The organism is Streptomyces sp. CA-249302, from assembly GCF_050936785.1.
GTDB lineage: Bacteria > Actinomycetota > Actinomycetes > Streptomycetales > Streptomycetaceae > Streptomyces.
The window spans coordinates 194,894-216,393 of the sequence record NZ_JBNJMG010000001.1; the positions used below are offsets into that span (position 1 = coordinate 194,894).

At 72.9% G+C, this 21,500-nt stretch carries 8 protein-coding genes and 5 pseudogenes; 10 read left to right on the forward strand and 3 right to left on the reverse strand.

Going from position 1 to position 21,500, the window contains the following annotated elements; all coding sequences use genetic code 11:
* Positions 1–120: 120 nt before the first annotated feature.
* The 9 genes and pseudogenes from ACQEWB_RS00890 to ACQEWB_RS00930 all read left to right on the forward strand — a co-directional run bounded on the left by ACQEWB_RS00890 (position 121) and on the right by ACQEWB_RS00930 (position 16,669).
* Positions 121–882: a nitronate monooxygenase gene (locus tag ACQEWB_RS00890; protein ID WP_432825935.1), complete on the forward strand. Its 762-nt coding sequence runs from the start codon at positions 121–123 to the stop codon at positions 880–882.
* The gene (locus tag ACQEWB_RS00895) at positions 783–6,980 is read left to right on the forward strand and encodes an SDR family NAD(P)-dependent oxidoreductase (RefSeq protein WP_432825937.1); all 6,198 of its coding nucleotides are present in this window, start codon (positions 783–785) and stop codon (positions 6,978–6,980) included. The genes ACQEWB_RS00890 and ACQEWB_RS00895 overlap by 100 nt, the downstream gene beginning before the upstream one ends.
* Before the next feature lies 1 nt (position 6,981).
* Positions 6,982–11,440, forward strand: a pseudogene (locus ACQEWB_RS00900) (type I polyketide synthase).
* Positions 11,437–11,757, forward strand: coding sequence for an acyl carrier protein (locus ACQEWB_RS00905; RefSeq protein ID WP_432825939.1), 321 nt, complete (start codon positions 11,437–11,439; stop codon positions 11,755–11,757). The pseudogene ACQEWB_RS00900 and the gene ACQEWB_RS00905 overlap by 4 nt, the downstream one beginning before the upstream one ends.
* Positions 11,757–12,563 carry an alpha/beta fold hydrolase gene (locus ACQEWB_RS00910; RefSeq protein WP_432825941.1) on the forward strand — a complete coding sequence of 269 codons (807 nt, stop codon included), beginning with the start codon at positions 11,757–11,759 and terminating at the stop codon, positions 12,561–12,563. Before ACQEWB_RS00905 ends, ACQEWB_RS00910 begins: the two co-directional genes overlap by 1 nt.
* Positions 12,560–13,738, forward strand: a complete 1,179-nt coding sequence (locus tag ACQEWB_RS00915) for a glycosyltransferase (protein ID WP_432825943.1) — start codon at positions 12,560–12,562, stop codon at positions 13,736–13,738. Before ACQEWB_RS00910 ends, ACQEWB_RS00915 begins: the two co-directional genes overlap by 4 nt.
* 26 nt (positions 13,739–13,764) lie before the next feature.
* Positions 13,765–14,855, forward strand: a pseudogene (locus tag ACQEWB_RS00920) (class I SAM-dependent methyltransferase).
* A 123-nt stretch (positions 14,856–14,978) separates the two neighbouring features.
* Complete coding sequence (locus tag ACQEWB_RS00925; protein WP_432825945.1) at positions 14,979–15,773, forward strand: SDR family NAD(P)-dependent oxidoreductase; 795 nt, start codon at positions 14,979–14,981, stop codon at positions 15,771–15,773.
* Positions 15,774–16,033: 260 nt separating this feature from the next.
* On the forward strand, positions 16,034–16,669 hold the full coding sequence (locus ACQEWB_RS00930; RefSeq protein WP_432825947.1) for a sugar phosphate isomerase/epimerase family protein: 636 nt from the start codon (positions 16,034–16,036) through the stop codon (positions 16,667–16,669).
* Between the two features lie 25 nt (positions 16,670–16,694).
* Here ACQEWB_RS00930 and ACQEWB_RS00935 read toward each other — a convergent pair whose 3' ends face one another.
* Positions 16,695–18,116, reverse strand: coding sequence for a DEAD/DEAH box helicase (locus ACQEWB_RS00935; RefSeq protein ID WP_432825949.1), 1,422 nt, complete (start codon positions 18,114–18,116; stop codon positions 16,695–16,697).
* Positions 18,117–18,285: 169 nt separating this feature from the next.
* Positions 18,286–18,660: pseudogene (locus tag ACQEWB_RS00940) on the reverse strand (diaminopimelate decarboxylase); the annotation flags it as partial.
* Between ACQEWB_RS00940 and ACQEWB_RS00945 the strand changes: the two are divergent.
* A pseudogene (locus ACQEWB_RS00945) lies at positions 18,660–19,036 on the forward strand (ABC transporter permease); the annotation flags it as partial. The pseudogenes ACQEWB_RS00940 and ACQEWB_RS00945 sit on opposite strands and share 1 nt — an antisense overlap.
* Here ACQEWB_RS00945 and ACQEWB_RS00950 read toward each other — a convergent pair.
* A pseudogene (locus ACQEWB_RS00950) lies at positions 18,948–21,499 on the reverse strand (DUF4118 domain-containing protein). The pseudogenes ACQEWB_RS00945 and ACQEWB_RS00950 overlap by 89 nt on opposite strands.
* Position 21,500 lies beyond the last annotated feature (1 nt).

Sequence of the window (21,500 nt, forward strand, 5' to 3'; positions counted from 1 at the left end):
TGGGCTAGCTTTCAATCAGTTGCTTTACGGGTTTCCGCAGATATGGCTGCCTGCTTTAGCGCTGATTCGTCTTGCAGGCCGTACCCCCACCGTGCAGTTTCACCGTTCATTCGGAGAACCATGACGTCTGCCCTGCGCGCCGAAGACCTGATCATTGGAATCACCCCCTTCAACGAACCGGACGCGAGACTCGCCGCCGCTGTCGGCCGAGCCGGCGCCCTCGGCATACTTGACCTGGGTTCCGGCGACCGCAGGGCGAGAGAGTCCCTGGCGCGGCTGCGCCGTTGGGCACCGGGGGCGTACGGCGTCCGCGTGGGCCCCGGCTGCCGGATCGCCCCCGCGGAGCTGGCGGAGGGGCCCACGACGGTGGTCCTGGCCCCGGATGCTCCCTTGGCCCTCGCGGACGTCCCCGCCTCCTGCCGTGTCCTGGCCGAGGTCACCGACCTCGACGAGGCACTCGCGGCCGTCCGCGCCGGGGCCCACGGCCTGATAGCCCGCGGCCACGAGAGCGGTGGCCGGGTGAGCGAACTGAGCACGTTCGTCCTGCTCCAACAGCTGCTGTCCACCGTGGACATCCCGGTCTGGGCCTGCGGAGGCATCGGCCCGCACACGGCGGCCGCCGCGGTTGCGGGCGGGGCCGCGGGGGTGGTCCTGGACACCCAACTGGCTCTGCTGCGGGAGTCCGCGGTGCCGGAATCGGTGGCGGCCTCGCTGCGCACGATGGACGGTTCGGAGACGCGCGTCGTGGACGGGCGACGGGTCCTCCCACCCCCAAGGGTCGCGTGGCTGCGTCCATCGCACTGCCCATGGGCCAGGACGGCTTCCTCGCGGCCCGCTTCGCCGAACGCTGGCAGGACACCGGCACAGCCGTCCGCGCGCTGACGACCGCGATCGAGGAAGCCCTGCGGAACCCGCCCGCCGACCTTCACATCGCCCAGGGCCCCATGACCCGCGTGAGCGACCGGCCGGCCTTCGCCGCGACGGTCGCCGAGGCCGACGGCCTCCCCTTCCTCGCCCTCGCCCTGGCATCCGGCGACCAGACCCGCACCATGCTCGCGGAGACCCGAGAAGCCCTCGCCGACCGCCCCTGGGGCGTGGGGATCCTCGGCTTCGCGCCGGAGGAGACCAGGAACGCCCAGCTGGAAGCCGTACGGCAGACACGGCCCACCCACGCGATCATCGCCGGCGGCCGCCCCTCCCAGGCGGCCGCGCTGGAAGCGGCCGGGATCCGCACCTTCCTGCACGTCCCCTCCCCCGGGCTCCTGCGCCAGTTCCTGGAGGCGGGCGCCCGCCGCTTCGTCTTCGAGGGCTCGGAGTGCGGCGGCCACGTCGGCCCCCGCGCGAGCTTCCCGCTGTGGGAGGCCCAACTCGCCGTCCTGGAGGACTTCTCGGCGGTGGACGGCCTGGAGGTGTACTTCGCGGGCGGCATCCACGACGAGCGCTCCGCGGCGATGATCACGGCGCTGGCCGCCCCGCTCACCGCGCGGGGCGCCTCGGTCGGCGTACTGATGGGCACCGCCTACCTCTTCACCGAGGAGGCGGTGCGGGGCGGGGCGATCCAGCCGCTGTTCCAGGACGGGGTGGTACGGGCGACTCGCACCGCCCTCCTGGAGACCGCCCCCGGCCACGCCACCCGCTGTGTGCCGAGCGCGTTCAGCGACGGTTTCCGGGAGTTCGAGGCTGCGCTGCGGGAGCGGGGCGTGCCCGACCGGCAGGTGTGGGAGGAGCTGGAACGGCTCAACGTCGGCCGTCTGCGGATCGCCAGCAAGGGCGTCGAGCGAGACGCCGAGGGCACGTTGGTCGCCGTGGACGAGGAACGCCAGCTCGCCGAGGGGATGTTCATGGCCGGCGAGGTCGCCGTGCTGCGCTCGGCGACCACGACGGTGGCCGAGCTGCACCGTGCGGTGACGGCGGGCGCAGCCGATTTCCTCGCGGCCCGCTCCAGTGAACTCCTGGGCCCAGACGAGGATTTGGAGACCGCCCCCGCGCCGGCCCCGCTCGACATCGCTGTCGTCGGCATGGCCTGCATGTTCCCCGACGCCCCCGACCTCGCCACCTTCTGGGCGAACGTCCTCGGCGGCCGGGACGCGGTCCGCGAGGTCCCGCCGGAGCGCTGGGACCCGGCCGTGCACTGGTCCGGGGACGGCACCGGCGCCACCCCTTCCAAATGGGGCGGGTTCCTCCCCGAGATCCCCTTCGACCCGCTGCGGTACGGCATCCCGCCGACCTCTCTTCGGAGCATCGAACCGGTGCAGCTGCTGGCCCTCGAAGCGGCCCGGCGCGCGCTGGAGGACGCCGGATACGGCGAGCGGGGACGGGAGTTCGACCGTTCCCGGACCTCCGTGGTCTTCGGCGCCGAGGCCGGCAGCGACCTCTCCAACGCGACGACGCTCAGGGCCGTCCTGCCCTCCTACTACGGCAAGGTCCCCGACGGCCTCGCACAGCAGCTCCCCGACCTCACCGAGGACTCCTTCCCCGGCATGCTCGCCAACGTCATCTCCGGCCGGGTCGCCAACCGCCTGGACCTCGGCGGCGCGAACTACACGGTCGACGCGGCCTGCGCGTCCTCGCTGGCCGCCGTGGACGTGGCGTGCAAGGAACTCGTAGGCGGGACCAGCGACGTCGTGCTGTGCGGGGGCGCCGACCTGCACAACGGCATCAACGACTACGTCCTCTTCTCCTCCGTGCACGCCCTCTCCCCCACGGGCCGCTCCCGGGCCTTCGACGGCTCGGCGGACGGCATCGCGCTGGGCGAGGGAGTCGCCTGCGTGGTCCTGAAGCGCCTCGCCGACGCCGAGCGGGACGGCGACCGGATCTACGGCGTGATCAAGGGCGTCGGTAGTTCCAGCGACGGCCGCTCGCTGGGCCTGACCGCGCCCCGGCCGGAGGGCCAGCGGGCCGCGCTCCACCGGGCCTACCGCAACGCGGGGGTCTCCCCGGCCGAGGTGGGCCTCGTGGAGGCGCACGGCACCGGGACCGTGGTCGGCGACCGCACCGAACTGACCATCCTCAGCGAGGTGTTCACCGAGTCCGGGGCCACAGCGGGCAGTTGTGCGCTGGGCTCGGTCAAGTCGCAGATCGGGCACACGAAGTGTGCCGCCGGTCTGGCCGGCCTGATCAAGACCGTGCTGTCCCTGCACGCCGGGGTCAAGCCGCCCACACTGCACATCGAACGCCCCAACGCAGCCTGGCAGGAGACGGAGAACCCCTTCGTCTTCCACACCCGGGCCAGCCCCTGGGCGACCCCGCCCGCCGAACGGCTCGCGGGCCTGAGCGCCTTCGGCTTCGGCGGCACCAACTTCCACGCCGTCATCGCGGCCTACGGCGATGCGGTGCCGCCCGCGCAGGGCCTGGACGCATGGCCCGCCGAGCTGCTCACGTTCCGTGGAGCGGACCTGGCGGGGGCCCGCCGGGCCATCGAGACCGTCCTCGAGGCGGCCGAGGCCGACGGCTCCCCGTGGCGGCTGCGGGACCTGGCCCTCGCCGCGTCCCGAAAGTCGGACGCCCGACAGGAGCCGGTGCAGGTGGCGATCGTCGCCACCGAAGTGGCGGGACTGGCAGGGCAGTTGCGGCGGGCGTTGGCGGGTGAGCACGACCCGGGGGCCGGGATTCACCTCGCGGCGGAAGGGCCGACGGCAGCAGCAGATGCCGAGGGATCCCGGCTCGCGGACCGACGCACCGTAACGGCCCAGGCCTCCGACGCCGGGCGGTCCGATGCCCCGTGCCCCGGCAAGGTCGCCTTCCTCTTCCCCGGTCAGGGCAGTCAGCGCCCCGGCATGCTCGCCGACGTCTTCGTCGCCTTCCCCGAGTTGCAGCACTATCTGCACCTCGGCCGCGACCACGCCGACACCCTGTACCCACCGACCGCCTTCGACGACGCCGGCCGCGACCGGCAGCAGGCGGATCTCACCGACACCCGGGTCGCCCAGCCCGCCCTCGGCATCACCTCCCTCGCAGCGTACGCACTGCTCACGACTGCGGGTGTACGGCCCGACATGGCGGCCGGGCACAGCTACGGCGAGCTGGCGGCGCTGTGCGCGGCCGGGGCGATCGACCCGGAGGCGCTGCTGGCGCTGAGCGCCGAGCGGGCGACGGCGATCCTCGCGGCCACCGGCGCCACCGGGGCCGACAGTGCCACCGGCGAGGCCGACCCGGGCACCATGGCCGCCGTCGCCGCGAACGCGGACGACGTGGCACGGGCCCTGCGGGAGACCGGCGCCCCTGGATCCGTCGTTCTCGCCAACCACAACTCACCCCGCCAGACGGTCATTTCAGGCCCGACCGACGCAGTCACCACCGCCGTACGACTGCTCCGCGAAGCCGGACTCGGCGCCAAGCGGATCCCGGTGGCCTGTGCCTTCCACAGCCCGCTGGTCGCGAGCGCGGGCGAGCGTTTCGCCGGGGTGCTCGCGGACACGCCCGTGCGACCGCCGGAGTTCCCGGTGTGGTCCAACCGCACCGCCGCCCCCTATGCCGAGGACCCCGATGAGGTCCGCGCGGAACTCGCCGCCCAGATAGGTGCCCCGGTCCGCTTCGTCGCGCAGATCGAGGCGATGTACGAGGCCGGGGCGCGGATCTTCGTCGAGGCGGGCCCCGGCACCGTACTGACCCGGCTGGTGGGCCAGATCCTCGGCGACCGCCCGCACCAGGTCGTCGCCTGTGAGCCGCGCCCCGGCGGCGGGCTGCGCGGCTGGCTCGACGCCCTCGCCCGACTCGCCGTGGCCGGGGTGCCGGTGCGGACCGGATGGCTCTTCCAGGGGCGGGACGCCGTCGACGCGACGAAGACGCCCGCGCCCCGACGTCCCGGCTGGACGGTCGACGGCCACCTGGTCCGGACCGCGGCCGGAGACCTCCTTCCCGGTGCGCTCGCACCGGCCCGACGTGTAGCGGAGACGACAGTGACGACGAATCTCCCGGCCGACCCGAGCGGTCAGCCCGGTCAGGTCAACAGGGACGCCCTGGTGGCCGAGTTCCTGCGCACCAGCCGGGACATGGTCGCCGCGCAACGGGACGTCCTGCTGACGTACTTCGGCGGCGCGGCGGCCGGGCAGTGGGTGCCGGCCGCCCCTGTGCCCATGGCACCCGTACCGGCACTCGCGGTGCCGGAGGCCCCGGTCGTGCCCGTCGCCGTGCCCCAACTCCCTGAGCCCCAACCGGAGTCGGCCGCAGATCCCGCCCCCGCCTCGCCCGCCGGGACCGATGTCCTCGGCCTCGTCCTGGAGATCATCAGCGACCGTACCGGCTACCCCGTCGACATGATCGAGCCCGACCTGGACCTGGAGGCGGACCTCAGCGTCGACTCCATCAAACGGGCCGAGATCGCGGGCGAGTTGGCCAAACGGCTGGGCGTCGGTGGCGGGGAGGTGACCGTGCTGGACGACGCCGAGCTGGAGGACCTGGCGAAGGCGCGTACGGCGGCCTCGGTGACGGACTGGCTGTCGGCCCGGCTGACCGGGACCGCCGCCGCTCCCGAACCGGAACCGCAGGCTCCCGAGGAGACCCCTGGGCGGGCCCCGAAGCGCTTCCAGCTCAAGCCCGTCCTCCTCCCCCACCAGGACGGCCCGGCCCCCGCACTCACCGGTCGGCGCTTCCTCCTCCTCGGCGACGACGACACCGGGTCCGTGGCCCGCGAGGTCGCCGACCGACTCGGCGTCCACGGCGCGGAGGTCGCCGTCCGCGCCTCCGACCACCTCGTCGCCGAGGCCGACGGCCGGCTGGACGGTGTGCTGCTCCTCGACCCGCTGGCGACCGCCGGCCCGGCCGTGCTGCCGCACGCGTTTCCGGTGATCCAGGCGGCGCTACGGCACTCTTCGCGCCGCCTGATCGCCGTACGCCCCGTCGGCGGCACCGGACCCCGTCTGCGCGCGGCGGGCCTGCACGGCCTGTTCCGCACGGTGGAGCGCGAGTACCCGGAGGCCCTCGCCAGGATCGTCGACATCGACGACACGACCCCGGCCGCCGTCGCCGACGCTCTCCTCGCCGAGCTGGCGGCCGAGGACACGGCCCCGGTCGTGGTCCGTACCGCCGCCGGGCGCCACGGTCTGGAGATGACCGAGACACCGCTCGGCACCATCGCCACCGCCGGCGCCGGTCCGGCCGGGGACGGCGCGGCCGAGGCCGCCGCGCTCGGGCTCGGCCCCGACTCGGTAGTGCTGCTGGTGGGCGGCGCGCGGGGCATCACCGCGAAGTTCGCCGCCGCACTGGCCGCGGCCTCCCGGTGCCGAATCGAACTCCTTGGCCGTACGCCCGCGTCGGCCGGACCCGAGGAGGCGGCGACCGCCGCCGCCCGCACGCCGGCCGAGCTCCGCGCGGCCCTCGCCGCGCAGGGCGGCCGGTCGCCCGCCGAGATCAACCGGACCGCCGAACTCCTGCTGGCCCAGCGGGAGATCACCGCCACCCTGGCCGAGCTGACGGCGCTCGGCAGCACGGCCCGCTACCACTCGGTCGACTTCCGCGAACCCGATGCCGCCCTCCAGGCGATCAAGGAGATCTACACCGAGCACGGCCGCCTCGACGGGGTCGTCTACGCGGCCGGGGTGATCGAGGACCGGCTCGTCTCGGAGAAGACCGCCGAGTCCTTCCAGCGGGTCTACGGCACCAAGACGGACGGCGCCGGGACCCTGCTGTCGGCCCTGGCGGAACTGCCCAACGGGCCGGCTTTCACTGTGCTGTTCGGCAGTATCTCCGCCGTCCTGGGCAACCGCGGGCAGGTCGACTACGCCGCCGCCAACGACGCCCTGGAGAGCCTCGGCGCCGACTGGAGCGCCCGCACCGGTCGCCGTGCGCTGACCGTGCACTGGGGGCCGTGGGCGCCCACCGGCGGCCACCACGGCATGGTGACACCGGAGTTGGGCCGTGAGTACGCCCGGCGCGGGATCAGTCTGATCGACCCGGAGGAGGGCACCGCGGCGCTGCTGCGGGAGCTCGCCTGGGGCGACGAGGCCGTCCGGGCCGTCGTCTACACCGCGTCGGGCTGGTGAGATGAGCGCCTCCCGACCGGCGACCGCGATCGTGGGGATGGCGGTCCTGCTGCCCGGCGCCCCCGACCTGGACGCCTACTGGCGCAACCTGCTCGACGGTACCGACGCCATCACCGAGGTGCCCGAGGGCCGTTGGGACACCGACGCCTACTACCGTCCGGACGCCGCCGGCGAGGCTCCCGCCGCCGACCGGGTCTACTGCCGGCGCGGCGGGTTCGTGGACGGGCTGGCCGAGGTCGAGGTCACCCGGTTCGGGATCATGCCGAACTCGGTGGCCGGGACCGAGCCCGACCAGCTCATCGCGCTGCGGGTGGCCGCGCAGGCCCTCGCCGACGCGGGCGGCGAGGACCGGCTGCCCGACCGCCAGCGGGTCGGCGTCGTGCTGGGCCGGGGCGGCTATCTCACCCCCGGCCTGGTCCGGCTCGACCAGCGCGTGCGTACGGCGGGCCAACTCGTGCGCACCCTGGGCGAGTTGCTGCCCGACCTCAGCCTCGGCCAGCTCGACCGCGTGCGGCAGGCGTTCACCGAGCGGCTCGGCCCGGACAGCCCCGAGTCGGCCATCGGTCTGGTCCCCAACCTCGCCGCCTCCCGGGTCGCCAACCGTCTCGACCTGCGCGGTCCCGCCTACACGGTGGACGCGGCCTGCGCCTCCTCGCTGGTCGCGGTCGACCACGCGATAGCCGAACTGGACTCCGGACGCTGCGACCTGATGCTCGCGGGCGGGGTCCACCACTGCCACGACATCACGTTCTGGAGCGTCTTCTCCCAGCTGCGCGCACTCTCCCCGAGCCAGCGCATCCGGCCCTTCCACCGCGGTGCCGACGGCATCCTCATCGGCGAGGGCACGGGAGTCGTGGTGTTGAAGCGCCTCGCGGACGCCGAGCGCGACGGAGACCGGATCTACGCCGTCGTCCGGGGCACCGGGGTCGCGAGCGACGGGCGGGCGGCGAGCCTGGTCAACCCCGACTCCGCCGGGCAGGCGCACGCGGTGCGGCAGGCCTGGCGGGCAGCGGGCCTCGACCCCGCGGCACCGGGTGCTCTCGGGCTCCTGGAGGCGCACGGTACGGCGACCCCGGCGGGGGACGCGGCCGAACTCGCCACGCTGGCCGAGGTGTTCGGGCCCCTGGCGACCGGCCGGTCATCGGCTCGGTGAAGTCGATGATCGGCCACACCATGCCCGCCGCCGGAGTCGCCGGCCTGGTCAAGGCCGCCCTCGCCGTCCACCACGGCATGCTCCTGCCGACCCTGCACTGCGACGACCCGCACCCCGCACTGGCGGCGACCCGGTTCCGCCCCCTGGAGAAGGCGGCGCCGTGGGAGGGAGCGGAGGTGCGGCGGGCGGCGGTGAACGCGTTCGGGTTCGGCGGGATCAACGCCCACGTCGTGCTGGAGGAGGCACCCACCGCACAGCGGGTCCGCCGACCGGCTCCGGTGACCGTCACCGAGCCCGAACGGGTGCTGGCACTGGCCGCCGACAACCCTTCAGGGCTCGCAGACCTCCTGGCGGCCGACGACAGCGCCCTGTTGGCCTCAGCGCACAGCCGAGCGGAGACGGGCGGCTCGCGGCTCGCCATCGTCGACCCGACTCCGAAGCGGCTCGCCCTCGCCCGGCGCGCGGTCGCGAAGGGACGGGCCTGGCAGGGCCGCAGCGACGTGTGGTTCGCACCCCGCCCCCTCACCGGTGGCCTGGCCTTCGTCTTCCCTGGTCTGGAGGGCGACTTCGACCCCCGGGTCGACGACGTGGCAGCCCACTTCGGTCTTCCACCGATCCGTACGGCGGCCGAGGCGCGGGTCGGCGACATCGGCCGCCACGGTCTGGGTGTCGTCAACATCGGCCAGCTTCTGGACGCGGCCCTGCGCCGTATGGGCGTGCGGCCGGACGCGGTCGCCGGGCACAGCGTCGGCGAGTGGACGGCGATGATGGCGGCCGGGGTGTACGCCGGATCCGAGATCGACGCTTTCATGGAGACCTTCGACCCCGATCAACTCACCGTCCCCGGGCTGGCCTTCGGGGCGATCGGTGCGTCGGCCGACCGTGTCCTCGCCGCGCTGGAGGAGGGCTGGGCCGAGGCCGGGGTGGTGCTCTCGCACGACAACGCGCCGGGTCAGTCGATGGTCTGCGGTCCGGACGAAGCCGTCGAGGATCTTGTACGGTCCTTCCGGGCCGAGGGCGTGATCAGTCAGGTGCTGCCGTTCCGGTCCGGCTTCCACACACCGATGCTGAAGTCCTACCTCGGCCCCATCGAGGCCGCCGCGAACCGCTTCCGGCTGCATCCGCCGACGGTCCCCCTGTGGTCCGGGACGACGGCCGCGCCGTATCCGACGGACGAGGCGGCGGTGCGCGAGCTGTTCGTCCGCCACCTGCTGGAGCCGGTCCGCTTCCGACAGCTCGTCGAGGCCCTGTATGCGGCCGGTCACCGCGTCTTCGTCCAGGTGGGCACGGGTCAGCTCGGTTCCCTGATCGACGACACGCTGGGCGGACGGGACCATCTGGTCGTCGCGGCCAACTCACCGCACCGGTCGGGGCTGGCCCAACTCCGGCGGGTGGCCGCCGCGTTGTGGACGACGGGGGTGGAGATCGCCCCTGACCTGCCGCCGTCCGCGTCCACTGGCCGTGCGTCTGCCGTACGACGGGAAAGGCCACCGGTTCGGCTCGACCTGGGCGGGGCGCTGGTGTCACTGGAGGACACGGCCCTCGCGGAACTGCGCGCGGAGCTGCGGACTCCTCGTGCACCAAACTCCGTACCAGTAAAGGCTGTTGACCGTCTCGGTGCTCTCGTCACGCACTCCCCCATCGCCGCCGAGCTCTCCGCGCTGCTGCGGGAGACGGCCGACACCGCGACCGCGCTCCTCACCGCGCCTCGCCGCACGGCACCCGTCGTACCCGAAGCTCCTGCCCAGCACCGCACCACGGTCCACGTCTCCCCCGAGACCATGCCGTACCTCCTCGACCACTGCTTCTTCCCGCAGCGCGCCGACTGGCCCGACGTGGCCGACCGGTGGCCGGTCGTCCCCGCGACCACGATCGTGCGGCACATGATGGACGCGGCCGAGGCAACGGCCCCCGGGATGCGGGCGGTTGCCGTGCACGGAGCGCGCTTCGACCAGTGGCTTACGGCGACTCCGCCCGTGGACGTGCCGGTGACCGTGACCCCCGACGGCCCGGACCGGCGGGCGGTCGCCTTCGGTCCCGGCGCGCGGGCCGTGGTGGAACTGGCCGCCCACTATCCGCCCGCTCCCCCGGCACGCCCCCACACCGCCGAGGAGCGGATCCCCGACCACACCGCCGCCCAACTGTACGAAGAGCGCTGGATGTTCCACGGCCCGGCGTTCCAGGGTGTCACCGAGCTCTCCGGGATCGGTGAGCAGCACATCCGCGGTGTCATCACCACCCCGTCGGCGCCGGGCGCGCTGCTCGACAACGTCGGCCAGATCCTGGGCTACTGGATCATGGCGACGCGTACCGAGCGGACGGTCGTCTTCCCGGTCCAGATGCGGGAGATGCGCTTCCACGGCCCCCACCCGGGCCCCGGTGTCGAGGTGGAGTGCCTGGTGCGGATCACTTCCCTCACGGACACCGTCCTGGAGGCGGACGTCCGGCTGACCGTCGGCGGCCGGGTGTGGGCGGAGCTCACCGGCTGGCAGGACCGGCGCTTCGACAACGACCCCAAGACCCGTCCCGTCGAGCGCTTCCCGGACCGCAACACGCTCTCCGAGCCCCGCCCGGGCGGCTGGAGTCTGCTGCACGAACGGTGGCCCGACCTCGCCTCGCGCGACCTGACGATGCGCAACATGCTCAGCGGCGCCGAGCGTGCGCAGTACGCCGGGCACGCCCCGCGTGGGCGGCGGCAGTGGCTGCTGGGCCGGATCGCCGTGAAGGACGCGGTGCGGCGCCGGCTGTGGGACCACGGCGAGGGCCCGGTCTTCCCGGCGGAGATCCGCGTGCGCAACGACGAGGCCGGCCGCCCGTACGTGACCGGCCTGCACGGCCGGACGCTGCCGCCGCTCGACGTCTCGCTGGCCCACCGCGCCGAGTCGGCGGTGGCGATCGTACGACCGCACCGGCCGGGCCCCGGCCCCGGCATCGACCTGGAAGAGGTCGTCGAACGCGCCCCGGCGACCCTCGCCACCGCCCTCTCTCCCGCCGAACTCCGGCTCCTGCACGGCCTGGTGGAGGAGACCGGCGAGCCCGAAGCCCTGTGGTTCACCCGCTTCTGGGCCGCCAAGGAGGCCGTCGCCAAGGCGGAGGGCACCGGGTTCGGCGGACGGCCGCGGGACTTCACGGTGCTCGAAGTCCCGGGCGAGGGCGCGCTGTTGGTGTCCGGCCGTCGAGCGCCCGCATACACCGTGCGCCATGAGCGCACCACCAATCCCCCACCCTGCCCGGCCGGGACTACGTCGTCGCCTGGACGACGGGTCCCGGTCCGCAGGACGAGAACGAGGAGTCGTACGACCGATGACCACCACCCCCCACCCCAGCTCCGCCCCCGCCGACGAGGCGACGGTCCTCGCCGACATCTCCTCCCTGCTCGCCCGGCTGCTGGAGGACGAGTACGGCCTCGACGACGTCGAGATCGGCATGGCGACCACCTTCAACCGCGATCTGGAGCTGGAGAGCATCGACCTGGTGACCCTGGCCGGGCTGCTGGATGAGAAGTACGGCAAGCAGGTCAACTTCGCCGAGTTCCTGGCCGGGATGGAGTTCGACGAGATCATCGAACTGACCGTCGGCAGGCTCGTCGAGTACGTGGTGCAGAGCCTGAAAGCGGCGGGCTGATGGCGTTCGTCGACACCGGCCGGCTGCGGCTGCACGTCCAGCGCATGGGGCCCCGGGACGGCCGTACCCCCACCGCCACGGTGGTCCTCGTGCACGGGCTGCTCACCGACAGCCTGGCCAGCTACTACTTCACCGTGGCCCCGCCGTTCGCCGCCGCGGGCCTCGACGTCGTGATGTACGACCTGCGCGGCCACGGGCGCAGCGGGCGCCCGGCGAGCGGCTACACCCTCGACGACAACATCGACGACCTGGAACACCTGCTGGACCACCTGGAGGTGACCGGCCCGGTGCACCTGGTCGGCAACTCCTACGGCGGCACGGTCGCGTTCGGCTACGCGGCCCGCCATCCGGAGCGGACGGCGAGCGTCTCGCTGATCGAGTCCGAGCCCGCGACCGCGAGTTGGGCCGGGAAGCTGGGCGACATCCTCCACCGCGTGCTGCACCAACTGGCGTTCAACGAGGACGACGCGCTCGCCTGGATCACCGTGCACCGCAGCCACAACACCGCCCGCCTCGCCAAGGGCGCGGCCCGGCTCGCACGCGAGACGAGCCTTGCCCAGGACATCCCGGCCAGCCGGGTACTGACGGAGGATCAGATCGGCGCCGTGACCTGTCCTGTCCTCGGGGTGTACGGCGGTGACTCCGATCTCGCCCTGCTGGCACCGTGGCTGGAGGAGCTGCTGCCCGACTGCCGGACCGTGGTGGTGCCGGGGCACGAGCACTCGGTGCTGGTGGAGGCGGCGGGGGTGGTGGGCGGCCACATCCTGGAGCTGATCCTCGGGACCGCGGCGGCGAGGGTGCGGTGAGCCGGTTCCTCTTCGTGGTACCGCCCCTGGTCGGCCACATCAACCCCGCGGCCGGGGTCGCGGCAGAACTCGCCGCCCGGGGCCACGCGATGGCATGGGCGTGCGCCGACCCCGGACTCGTGCGGAGGCTGGCGGGGGACGCGGCCCGGGTGTTCCCGTGCGCCGGGCCGGTGCCGGGAAACGGGGACAGCGTACGGCCGCCCGAGATCCGCGGTCCCGAGGCGCTGAAGTTCCTGTGGGAACGCTTCCTGGTGCCGCTCGCCGACGAGATGGCGCCCGGAGTGCGGGCGGCGGTGCGGGAGTTCGCCCCGGACGCGGTCGTGGCGGATCAACAGGCCCTCGCCGGGGGCCTGGTGGCCGAGCGGTTGGGGCTGCCGTGGGCCACTTCGGCGACCACCTCCGCGGAGTTCACGGACGCACTGGCAGGGATCCCGAAGGTGGCTCTCTGGCTGGACGGGCAGCTGAGAGGGCTCCGGGAGCGTATCGGCGACCCTGCGCTCCAGGACGATCCCCGCTTCTCTCCGCATCTCGTTCTCACCTTCAGCACAAGGGAGTTGGCCGGTGACTCGCCGTTCACCGGCGGGCGGATCCGCTGGGTCGGCCCGGCCGTCGCGCCGCGTCCCTCGGCCGCCGTCGATTTCCCCTGGGACTGGCTCGACCCGTCCCGTGCCAAGGTCCTGGTCACCCTCGGGACCGCCAACGCCGATGTCGGCGCCCGCTTCCTCACCGAGTGCGTGACCGTGCTGCGGGAGCGGGCGGACCGGGTGCAGGGGGTGGTCGTGGACCCCGGACGGGTGCTGGGCGAACCGGGTGACGACAAGGACGTGCTGGTCGCGCCGTCGGTCCCCCAACTCCTGCTGCTGGAACGGGTCGACGCGGTCGTCTGCCATGCCGGGCACAACACGGTCTGCGAGGCGCTCTGGCACGGCGTCCCCCTCGTGGTGGCCCCCATCCGTGACGACCAGCCGGTCGTCGCCGGCCAGGTCACCGACGCCGGAGCGGGTGTCCGCGTGCGCTTCGGCCGGGTGAGCGCCGCAAAGCTGGGCTCGGCCCTGGACGCCGTACTCGACGAACCGCAGTACCGCGCATCCGCCGACCGGATCCGTACGGCCTTCCGTGCGGCCGGGGGCGCCGGGGCGGCGGCAACTCACCTGGAACGACTGGCGCGTCCGTGACGGACGTGAAGCCTGGAGGAGGATCAGTGAGCGAGGCTCCCGAGTCACCCGCGCCGCCGACCGCGAACCGCGCCGCGCAGGTCGCCGCGCTGAGGCCCGGCTACCGGGCCGACCTCGCCGACGGCCTGGACCGCTTCTTCGAGGACCGTCGCACCACCTGCCCCTGGTGCGGCTCGGCGGACCTCGAAACCCGTCTGCGCACCAAGGACTTGCTCCAGCACAAGCCCGGCTCCTTCGTGCTCGATCGCTGCGGCCGGTGCCGGCACACGTTCCAGAACCCCCGGCTGAGCGAGGCCGGCCTGGAGTTCTACTACCGGGACTTCTACGACGGTCTGGGCGAGAAGAAGCTCGGGAACACCTTCGCGGGCCGGACGGAGATGTACGAGCAACGCGCCGATTCGCTACGCCCGTTCACCGAGGCGCCGAAGAACTGGCTGGACGTCGGCACCGGCCACGGCCACTTCTGCGAGGCGGCCCGGACGGTGTTCCCGGACACCGCCTTCGACGGCCTCGACTTCACCGACGGCGCCGAACTCGCCGAGCGGGCCGGGCGGGTGGAGCGCGGTTACCGGGGCTCGTTCCCCGAGATGGCACCGGAGTTCGCGGGCCACTACGAGGTCGTCAGCATGTTCCACTACTTGGAGCACAGCATCCAGCCCGGTCTGGAGCTACGGGCCGCGCACCGGGCGATCCGTCCCGGCGGCCACCTTCTCATCGAGGTCCCGGACCCCGACAGCCACTACGCCCGCCTACTGGGCCGCTGGTGGCTTCCCTGGCTTCAGCCGCAGCATCTGCACTTCATCCCGGTGGAGAACCTGCGCAGCCGCCTGTCCGACCTCGGCTTCACCGTCGTCGCGGAGCAGCACGCGGAACCGCACGACCCGGTGGACCTCCTGGCCGCCGTATGGCTCACCCTCGACGCGACCGCTCCGCGTGAGGACCTCCCCTGGCTCCCCGAACCCCCCGGCGCCCTCCGCCGGGCCCTGCGCGCCGCCGTCCTCCTGACCGGCATCCCGGCCTTCCTCATCGCCCACACCCTGGACCGCTACGCCGTCCGTCCCTCTCGCACCGGCTGGGACTGTCGAACGCGTACCGGCTGGTGGCGCGGCGGGACTGATTCCATAACTAAGGATACTCAATTCACGTCTCTCGCGGTTACAGTGTGGCGAGTTCAGGAAGGCGCGCGGGGCCCGTCCTCGGAGCGGGTCCGGGCTACCGACGCCTTGACGGAGGAGTGCGCGTGACCGAAGCGACAGGATCCACGACCGCGGCGCCGCCGGACCGCCCGCTCGCCGGACGGCGGGTACTGGTGACCGGAGCGGCCGGCGGAATCGGCGCAGCGGCCGTGTCCACGTTCCTCGCCGCCGGGGCACGCGTCGTGGGCCTGTTCCACTCGACTCCGCCACCGGCCGAACTCGAGGCACGCTGCGACTGGCTGGCCTGCGACGCACGCTCCCGCGACTCTGTCGACAAGGCGTTCGAGCAGGCCGCCTCGACCCTGGGCGGTCTTGATGTGCTGCTCAACGCGGCGGGAACCTGGCGGCCGGGCACGCCGGAGACGCTGTCCGACGACGAACTCGACATGATCCTCGACGTCAACCTGCGGTCCACGGTGCTCACCAACCAGGCCGCGTTCGAGCGGATGCGGCACAGCGGCGGGCAGATCATCAACCTCGGTTCCGGCGAGGGCGTGCGCGGCAACCCGCTCGCCCCGCACTACGCGGTGGCCAAGGCCGGCGTCCACGCCTGGACCCGATCGGTGGCCTCGGCGTGGGGCAGGTACGGGATCACGGTGAACGCCCTGGCACCGGCGGTGCGGACGACGGGCGCCGATCGACTGTGGGAACACCTGGGCGAGGAGCGGGCCGCAGCGTTCAAGCAGAGCCTTCAGACGGCCATGCCTCTCCGGGGCGAACTCGGCGACCCGGAGGCGGATCTCGGCCCCGTGATGGTGTTCCTGGCGAGTCCCGGGGCCCGATTCATGACGGGTCAGCTGATCGCGGTGAACGGCGGGCTTCAGATGCTCGGCGCCTGACAGGAAAGGCTGCAATGAGTACCCTTTATAGGAGCGAGCCGCTCCATGTGGAAGTCGGCCTCGAGCATTTGTCCCTTCGCCAGGAACCGCTCCCCGTGTTCGTCTCCGCCGCCGCCGCGGGCGGTGCCACGTCCGTCTGTCTGTCTGAGCGTCAGGCACTCGGGCGCCCTCGACCGGCGGGGCCTGCGCGACGCCGTGGGGCGGCTTGACGCGCTCGGCATCCCGATCGCCATGGGGGACGGATTCCTCCTCGCCCCAGGGTGGGGCTGGACGACCTCAGGCGGCAGCTCGACGTCCTCTCGGACATGGGTGCCCCGGTGGCCAACACCTGCGCCTACGAGCCCGACTTGGACGCACCGCGCGATCCGGGCCCGATCATCGATCTGCTGGGAGAGTTCTGCCGCGTCGCCCGGGCCTCCCAGGTCGACGTACTGCTCGAATTCACCCCGCTCTCCCACGTGCCGTCGCTGGCGGCGGCGGTCGCGCTCCTCGAGGAACTCGACCAGCCGAACCTCAGGGTCCTCCTCGACACCCTCCACCTCGTACGAGCCGGAGAGGGACCGGCCGACCTACGCGGGATCGACCAACAACTCATCGGATACTGCCAGTTGAGCGACGGCCTTCTCGCGTCCGAAAGCTGTTCGGCCTACCTCGACGAGGCCAACAACGACCGTGCCGTCCCCGGAGACGGAGAGTTTCCCCTGGAGGAGATCCTGTCGCTTGTACCGCAGGGTGTGACCGTCAGCGCGGAGGTTCCATTGCGCCGCCTCGAACAGGCCGGCGTCTCGCCGGAGGAGCGCGCTCGGCGGGTCCTGGAGGGCAGCCGCCGGATCGTGGCAGGAGCCCGGAGCCGACGAATCGCCGGTGATGCCGAAGCCCAGGGTCAGCGGCCGTGAGCGGGGGCAGTGCGGGAAGCCGGTCTCAGCCGCCGCGCCGCACCCGGGCCGCCTTGCGGGCCTCCGCGAGCTTGCGGGCATCGCTGCTCTTGCGGGACGACCTGCCGCCGGAACCGCTCGTCGCGTCCTTGGTACTGCCCAGGCCGCGGAACGGAGCGTTGTGGTTCTTGGGTCGCGGTTGGGTCGGCCCGCCGTCGAGCGGCACTCCGGAGGGAGCCTTGGCGCCGGTGATGCGGCTCAGCTCCGCCTCACCGGACCGCACCTTGGTGACCTTGGGGGCGACGTCGGCGTCCGCCATGACCTGACTCGTCTCACGGCGCTGTCCCGACAGGACGAGGGTCACGACGGTGCCGGAGCGGCCGGCCCGTGCCGTGCGGCCCGCGCGGTGCAGATAGTCCTTCGGGTCGGTGGCCGGGTCGACGTTCACGACGAGGTCGAGGTCGTCGATGTGCAGGCCGCGTGCGGCGACGTTCGTCGCCACCAATGCGGTGACCTGGCCGTTCTTGAACTGGGCCAGGGTCCGCGTGCGCTGCGGCTGGGCCTTCCCGCTGTGCAGGGCGGCAGCGGCCACGCCGCTGGCCCGCAGGTGCCGCGTGAGCAGGTCGACACCGTGCTTGGTGTCCAGGAATAGCAGGACGCGGCCGTCCCGGGCGGCGATCTCCGTGGTCACGGCGTACCGGTCCGGGCCGTGCACGACGAAGACGTGGTGGTCGATCGTGGAGACCGCGCTGGACGAGGGGTCCACGGAGTGCACGGCGGGGTCCCGCAGGTAGTCCCGCACCAGCTGGTCGACGTCCCGGTCGAGGGTGGCGGAGAACAGCATCCGCTGCCCGTCGGGGCGCACCTGGTCCAGGATCTCGGTGACCTGCGGCAGGAAGCCCATGTCGCACATCTGGTCGGCCTCGTCCAGGACCGTGATGCGCACCCGCCCAAGGCGGCAGCCCTTGCGCCCGATGAGGTCGTGCAGTCGGCCGGGGGTGGCGACGACGATCTCGGCGCCGTCCCGCAGCGCGGCGGCCTGCCGTCCGATGGACACTCCGCCCACCACGGTCGCGAGTCGCAGCCGCAGTGCCTCGGCGTACGGCGTGAGCGCCTCGCCGACCTGCTGTGCCAGCTCCCTGGTCGGCACCAGAACGAGCGCCAGCGGCTCCTTGGGCTGCGCGCGCCGCCCGGCCGTCCGGGCAAGCATCCCCAGGCCGAAGGCAAGCGTCTTGCCGGATCCCGTGCGGCCCCGGCCCAGGACGTCCCGTCCGGCGAGCACGTTCGGCAGCGCCGCCGCCTGAACCGGGAAGGGCACGGTCACGCCGTGCTCGTCCAGCACCCGCAGAATCTCGGCCGGCAGCCCCAGCTCCGCGAAGGACGCCACCGGCGGCAATGCCGCCGTGTTGCCCGACGCCTCGGACACCTGATCCTGCTGCCGGGCCTCAGCACGTGCTGATTCGCTCACAGAGAGCCTTCCTCCGAAGGGACCGTACCGAGGAAGGCGCGGCGGGGACGCGGCCACCGGCCAGGAACCCCGAACAGGGCACCGGCACAGCGACCAGCAAACGTCCCACGCTAGCACGGGACAGACGACCCGGGCCCACGTCCAGGCCCACGTCGCGGCTTCGGATGCCCTACAGGGACTCGCGGCGGACGAGGAGGCGGGCGATGCCGTCGCGTACGGCGACCATCGGCGGGCGGCAGGCCAGGTTGTAGCCGGAGGTCATGGACAGGTGGTGGCGCCAGCCGCCGGAAAGGCGGGCAGGGGCCGCTGGACTGTTCCGGGTGGGCGCCCGTGTGCTTCACGGACAGGACGCGATACAGCCCGATGCCGGCGGGGCCCACGATCGCCCTGCCCGGCTCGTTGATCAGGCGGGGGACCGGGAGTCCGGCCGCAGCGCAGGCAACCGCCAGTTCCATACGGACCCTGTGGCCGACGCGGTCAGGTCGAGGGCCCCCTCACCGGGACGGTGGGCGATGCCGTGGCCGCCACCCGGATCTCGTTCGGGCGCTCACCTGCGTCACGGTCGGAATGGGCCTGTCCCGTCCGAACCCCGAGGCGGCCGGCAACAACGCTCTGCCGCTGATGGTGCTGCCGCTGCTGTCCAACGCCTTCGTGCCGGTGGACGCGTGCCGGGCTGGTTCCGGCCGATCGCCGAGTACCAGCCCTTCACCCCGGCCATCGAGACCCTGCGCGGCCTGCTGCTCGGCACGGAGATCGGCCACAACGGGTGGCTGGCCGTCGGCTGGTGCCTGGGGCTGGCGGTGCTCGGCTGCTCCTCGTCCACGGCGAAGTTCAACCGCGACCCGAAACAGGGGCCGGCAGGTCCGGCTGCTCCGGGTGCTCGCGCTCCGGCGCAGTCGGTACCGCCAGCACCATGGTGAGCCCGCCACCGGGTGTGTCCTCGGCGTCCAGGGTGCCGCCGATGGCCTCGGCGAAGCCGCGCGCGACCGCGAGGCCGAGTCCGACTCCGGCACCGCGGGGCGAGTCGCCGTACCGCTGGAAGGGTTCGAAGATCTGTCGCTTGGCCGTGTCCGGGACCCCGGGTCCCCGGTCGACGACCCGGAGCTCGACCCGGTCGGCGAGGGCGCTCGCGGAGACCAGGACCCGCTCCCCCGGCGCGCTGTACTTGACGGCGTTCTCGACGACGTTGGCGACGGCCCGCTCCAACAGCCCCCGGTCGACGTACACCATGGGCAGTGTCTCGGGGATGTCCAGCTCGACGCTGTCCTCGGGGACCCCGCCGAGCGCCATGGGCACCACCTCGTCGAGGTCGGTCTCCCGGATGATCGGGGTGACGGTGCCGGTCTGCAGGCGGGACATGTCGAGGAGGTTCCCGACGAGGTGGTCGAGCCGGTCGGCGCCCTCCTCGATGGCCTCCAGCAGCTCCGCCCGGTCCTCCTCGGACCACTCGACGTCGTCGGAACGCAGCGACGACACGGCTGCCTTGATACCGGCGAGCGGAGTGCGCAGATCATGGCTTACGGCGGCCAGCAGCGCGGTGCGGATGCGGTTGCCCTCGGCCAGTTCCTTGGCCCGGTCGGCTTCGCGCTGAAGGCGCTGGCGGTCGAGGACGACTGCGGCCTGGGCGGCGAACGCGGCCAGCACCCGGCGATCGGAGGCCGGCAGCACCCGGCCGCGCAGGGAGAGGGCCATGTGGTCGCCGACCGGTACGTCGACGTCGGCGTCCTCGGGAATCCCGGCGGGCTGCGGGCCCACGCTGCCGGCGCAGGTCCACGGTGTCGTCTCGTCGGTCCGTTCCAGCAGGGCCACCGAATCCATGCCGAAGGTCTCGCGGACCCGCTCCAGCAGGGCCTCCAGCGTGGTCTCGCCGCGCAGGATGTTCCCGGCGAGGAAGGAGAGGATCTCCGACTCGGCGCGCAGCCGGGCCGCCTGGTGGGTGCGCCGGGCCGCCAGGTCCACCACCGATGCCACGGACACGGCGACCCCGACGAAGATCGCGATGGCGACGATGTTCTCGGGATCGGCGATGGTGAGGGTGTGGACGGGCGGGGTGAAGTACCAGTTGAGCAGCAGCGAACCCACGACCGCGGAGGCCAGCGCGGGGAACAGGCCGCCCACCAGGGCCGCCGCCACCGTCAGGGTGAGGAACAGCAGCATGTCGTTGGCGAGGCCGACGTCCGGCGTGACGCTGGTGAGCAGCCAGGTGAGGAGGACCGGGCCGAGTACGCCGACGAGCCAGCCCCAGATCACCCGGGAGCGCCCGAGGCGGGCTCCGCGCGCGACCGGCAGTCCGCGGCCCTTTCCGGCCTCGTCGTGGGTGATGAGGTGGACGTCGAGGTCGGGTCCGGACTCGCGGGCGACCGTGGCACCGACGCCGGGACCGAAGGCGTACTGCCAACTCCGGCGGCGGGAGACGCCGAGGACGATCTGGGTGGCGTTCACGCCACGGGAGAAGTCGAGCAGGGCCGCGGATATGTCGTCGCCGACGACGTGGTGGAAGGTGCCGCCGAGATCCTCGACCAGCGTGCGCTGCACGGCGAGTTCCTTCGGGGAGGCGGAGGTCAGCCCGTCGCTGCTGGAGATGTAGACCGCCAGGACCTCGCCGCCGGCACCCTTCTCCGCCAGGCGTACGGCGCGCCGGATGAGCGTGCGTCCCTCCGGGCCGCCGGTGAGCCCGACCACGATCCGCTCCCGTGAACCCCAGATCGTCGAGACGCGGTGTTCGCTGCGGTACTCGTTCAGGTACTCGTCGACCCGGTCGGCGACCCACAGCAGCGCCAACTCCCGCAGGGCGGTGAGGTTTCCGGGCCGGAAGTAGTTGGACAGGGCCGCGTCGACCTTGTCCGGCTTGTAGATGTTGCCATGGGCCATACGGCGGCGCAGGGCCTCCGGGACATGTCGACGAGCTCGATCTGGTCGGCCCGTCGTACGACCTCGTCCGGCACCGTCTCCCGCTGCCGTACGCCGGTGATCGACTCGACGACGTCGCCGAGCGACTCCAGGTGCTGGATGTTGACGGTCGACACGACGTCGATGCCGGCGGCCAGCAGCTCCTCCACGTCCTGCCAGCGCTTGGTGTTCCGGGAGCCGGGGACGTTCGTGTGGGCCAGCTCGTCGACCAGCGCCACCTGCGGGCGGCGCGCCAGCACCGCGTCGACGTCCATCTCCGTGAAGACCGTGTCCCGGTACTCGAGCTCCTGGCGCGGGATCTCCTCCAGGCCGTGCAGCATCACCTCCGTGCGCGGCCGGCGGTGGTGTTCCACGAAGGCGACCACGCAGTCGGTGCCCCGCTCGATACGGCGGTGTGCCTCGGACAGCATCGCGTACGTCTTGCCGACGCCGGGTGCCGCGCCGAGGTAGATCCGGAGCCTGCCGCGTGCCATG